This is a genomic window from Arthrobacter sp. TB 26 (genome assembly GCF_000427315.1).
In the GTDB taxonomy this organism is placed as follows: Bacteria; Actinomycetota; Actinomycetes; order Actinomycetales; family Micrococcaceae; genus Arthrobacter.
In genome coordinates this window covers 1-3689 of record NZ_AUPJ01000349.1, presented here as the reverse complement: position 1 = coordinate 3689, position 3689 = coordinate 1, and the positions used below count along the sequence as shown (strand labels likewise).

General features: G+C 63.5%; 3 protein-coding genes and 1 pseudogene. 2 read left to right on the top strand and 2 right to left on the bottom strand.

What is annotated here, in order from left to right; genetic code table 11:
- Positions 1-113 precede the first annotated feature (113 nt).
- Together K789_RS0113490 and K789_RS0113485 are read right to left on the bottom strand one after the other, a co-directional pair.
- The gene (locus tag K789_RS0113490) at positions 114-992 is read right to left on the bottom strand and encodes a 3-hydroxyacyl-CoA dehydrogenase family protein (protein WP_029705052.1); all 879 of its coding nucleotides are present in this window, start codon (positions 990-992) and stop codon (positions 114-116) included.
- On the bottom strand, positions 989-1750 hold the full coding sequence (locus K789_RS0113485; protein WP_024367205.1) for an enoyl-CoA hydratase/isomerase family protein: 762 nt from the start codon (positions 1748-1750) through the stop codon (positions 989-991). The genes K789_RS0113490 and K789_RS0113485 overlap by 4 nt, the downstream gene beginning before the upstream one ends.
- A 214-nt stretch (positions 1751-1964) precedes the next feature.
- Here K789_RS0113485 and K789_RS0113480 point away from each other — a divergent pair, with 214 nt between their 5' ends.
- Together K789_RS0113480 and K789_RS0113475 are read left to right on the top strand one after the other, a co-directional pair.
- Positions 1965-3341: an NAD-dependent succinate-semialdehyde dehydrogenase gene (locus tag K789_RS0113480; protein ID WP_024367204.1), complete on the top strand. Its 1377-nt coding sequence runs from the start codon at positions 1965-1967 to the stop codon at positions 3339-3341.
- Between the two features lie 130 nt (positions 3342-3471).
- Positions 3472-3689: pseudogene (locus K789_RS0113475) on the top strand (3-oxoadipyl-CoA thiolase); the annotation flags it as partial.

The following is a 3689-nucleotide window of genomic DNA, read 5'->3' as shown; positions in this document are numbered from 1 at the left end:
CCGCCGTTCCGTGTTGGCGGCAATCCGTACTGGGGCGCCCTTGCGGCGTCCCGTTGCACCAAGAAAGGGAGGCAAGCCATCGAACGCTTGCCTCCCACACTCGGGCCGCTTAATTAGGAGTAGTCGTAGAAGCCTTTGCCGGACTTGCGTCCCAGTTCCCCGCGAGCCACCATGTCGCGGAGGATCTGGGGCGGGGCGAAGCGTTCGCCGAGCGTTTCGTGCAGGTATTCGGCGATTCCAAGTCGGACGTCCAGTCCGACGATGTCCGTGGTGCGCAGCGGTCCAGAGGCGTGCCGGTAGCCGAGTTCCATGGCGGCGTCGATGTCCTGCGCACTGGCCACGCCCTCTTCGAGCATACGCATGGCCTCCAATGCCAGTGCAACGCCCAGCCGCGAACTCGCGAAGCCAGGAGCGTCGTTCACCACGATGGGCGTCTTGCCGAGCCCGCGGACCCAGCCGGTGGCGGCGTTGGCTAGTTCGGGGGCGGACTGGGGGCCAAGGACGACTTCCACCAGCGTTGACGCCGGGACCGGATTGAAGAAGTGCAGCCCGCAGAGCCGCTCCGGCCTGCCGAGGGTGGCAGCCAGCTTGGTGACCGACAGTGAGGAGGTGTTGGTGGCGATCCAGGCCTCCGCGCCAAGGTGGCGCTCAACGTTGAGCAATGCGGACTGCTTCAGATTGAAGTCCTCAGGGACGGCTTCGACGACCAGACCGGCGCTGCCGAAGTCGACGGCGTCCGTCGAGACTGCGAACCGCCCGAGAAGCGAGTCCAGATCCTCCGTTACTGAAGCTCTCTCAATGGCCTTGGCCAGCGTCCGGGTGACGCGGTCGAGGGCGGCGGCGGCAGCTGCCGCGTCACGTTCGACGACGGTCACCTCCGCTCCGGAAACAAGGAAGGCGTGGGCGATGCCGGCGCCCATCCGGCCGCCGCCGAGAACACCTACCCTCGTCGGGATGCCGGGGGCTTCGGTCAGGGAGGTGGGGATGGTCATTTGTTGGTTCCTTTGTGGTTTTTCCGGTCCAGAAACGCCTGCATCCGCTCAAACTTTGCTTCCGATTCAAAGAGGATGCCCTGGGCGAGTTCGTCGATGGCCGGGTGTGCGGATCGTGGTGCCTGCAGGACACTCTTGGTGAGACGGACCGCGAGCGGATCCTGGGTTTGGATCCGCGCTGCGAGGGCAAAGGCTGCGGGGATGAGTTGGTCTGGGTCATGTAATTCGGTGACGAGCCGAACAGCCAGCGCCGCTGCGCCGTCGAGCACTTTTCCGCTGAGCAGTATTTCCTTCGCCAGGGGCTCGCCCACGAGTTCCACGAGGCGCCAGCCTGCGCCGGCGGCAGCGAGAATACCGAGGCCTGTTTCGGGATTGCCGATTTTTGCCCGTGGCGTGGCAATCCGGAAGTCCGCTGCGTAGGCCAGTTCAGCGCCGCCGCCGAGCGCAAACCCGTCAACCGCGGCGATCACAGGCATCGGCAACTTGGAGATTCTCTGGAAGAGGCCGGAATTGATGCCGGCCAGGGCGTCGTCACGGCGCCGTTCGCGGAGCTGGGCGATGTCAGCCCCGGAGGCAAAGATGCCGCCGGAGGGAAGCTGCGTCCCGGAGAGGATGAGGATTCTGGGCTTCCGCTCCAAATCGGCGCATACGGAATGCAACTCATCGACCATCTGCTGGTCGATGGCGTTGCGGACTTCAGGTCTATTGAGCTCGACATGGACGGTCGCGCCCGCGTCGTGGATCTTGATGGTCTTCACCAGCCCACCTTCGCATCGCCAATTACCCAGCGTCCAATACCTAATGGATGACGAATTATTGCAGAATCATAATAACTGGGACTATGGCCCGGCGATCTGCCATTGATTCAGAACCAACATTGATCAAGCTGAGAATAAGTATTGGACTGCATAGGCGGAAGCTGGGATCGTGATTGCTAAGACCAAGGACGCACCACCAGAAAGAGATTCGGCCATGAGCAACTACGCAACCATCAACCCGGCAACCGGAGAACGCGTTGCCGAGTTCCCGACCCTCACTAACGAGGAAGTCCAGGATGTGCTCAAGCGCTCCTTCACTGAATACCGTTCCTGGCGCTCCACTCCGCTGGCCGAACGCGCGGCGGTCCTGACCCGCGTCGCCGAACTTCACCGCGAACGCTCCGAGGAACTCGCAGCTCTGCTGACTCTGGAGGTGGGCAAGCCCATCGCCGAGGCCCGTGGCGAAGTTGCCCTCGTGGCCTCGATCTACGCCTACTACGCGGATAACGCCGAGCGCTTCCTCAAGGATGAACCCCTGGACATCAGCGGCCCAGGTTCAGCCGTCGTCCGCACCGAACCCATCGGGCCGCTCGTCGGCATCATGCCGTGGAACTTCCCCTACTACCAGGTCGCCCGTTTCGCCGCCCCCAACATCGCGCTGGGCAACACCGTGATCCTCAAGCACTCACGCAACTGCCCGCAGTCGGCGCTGGCCATCGAAGCGGTGTTCCGCGATGCCGGGCTGCCCGCGGACGTGTACATCAATGCGTTCGTCACCAGCGGCCAGATCGCGACCATGATCGCAGACCCGCGGGTACAGGGCGTCTCCCTGACCGGCTCCGAAAAGGCCGGATCCGCCGTGGCGGAAGTCGCCGGACGCCATATGAAGAAGTACGTGCTGGAACTGGGCGGCTCCGACCCGTTCATCGTGCTGCCGGATGCCGACCTGGACAAGGCCGTCGCCGGCGCCGTGGCGGGCCGGATGTACAACGGAGGCCAGGCCTGCACAGCGTCCAAGCGCTTCATCATCGTCGGCGACATCTACGACGAATTCCTGCGCCGCTACACCGAGGCCATGGCCAAGATCGCACCGGGCGATCCGACCGATGAGAAGACGACCTTCGGTCCGCTGTCTTCCAAGGCCTCCGTGGACGACATCGCGGAACTGATCCAGGACGCCGTCTCCAAGGGCGCGACAGCTGTCACGGGTGGGGACGCACCTAACGAATCAGGCGCTTATTACCCCGCAACGGTCCTGACCGGTGTGACGCCCGAAATGCGGGCATACTCGGAAGAGATCTTCGGCCCCGCTGCGGTGGTTTATCGGGTGGACTCTCCCCAAGCTGCCATTGACCTGGCCAACGACTCACCCTTCGGCCTCTCAAGCTCCATCTACACCGCCGACGTCAAGGCCGCACAGGAGCTTGCCGAACAGCTCGAAACCGGCGCGGTCTGGATCAACAGCATCAGTCGAAGCGCCCCTGACCTTCCGTTCGGCGGGGTGAAGCGGTCCGGCGTTGGACGTGAACTGGCGCAATACGGAATCAACGAATTCGCCAACAAGAAGCTCATCCGGATCCCGTCAGCCTAGACCCGCCCGAATCGCTGCCGCTGGCAGAAGCCACCAGCGCGCCCACATAGCTGGCAGCAAGGGCCGTTTTAAGTCCTCAAAACGGCCCCAGCTGCTGCTTGGTTGGGCCCGACAGACTTTAGAGGAAGTAATGAATCACGCTTTTGTTTACGATGCCGTCCGGACCCCGTTCGGGAAGTTCGGCGGCGGGCTCGCCGGTGTCCGCCCGGATGACCTGGCCGCGCATGTGATCGGTGAAGCCGTGAAGCGCGCCCCGGGCCTGGATGTTGAGCGGATTGATGAGGTGGTGTTCGGCAACGCCAACGGCGCGGGCGAGGAGAACCGCAACATTGCCCGGATGGGCACGCT

Coding starts and splice junctions, on each gene's coding strand:
- K789_RS0113490 (WP_029705052.1), bottom strand. CDS start 992: ATGACCATCCCCACCTCCCTGACCGAAGCCCCCGGCATCCCGACGAGG.
- K789_RS0113480 (WP_024367204.1), top strand. CDS start 1,965: ATGAGCAACTACGCAACCATCAACCCGGCAACCGGAGAACGCGTTGCC.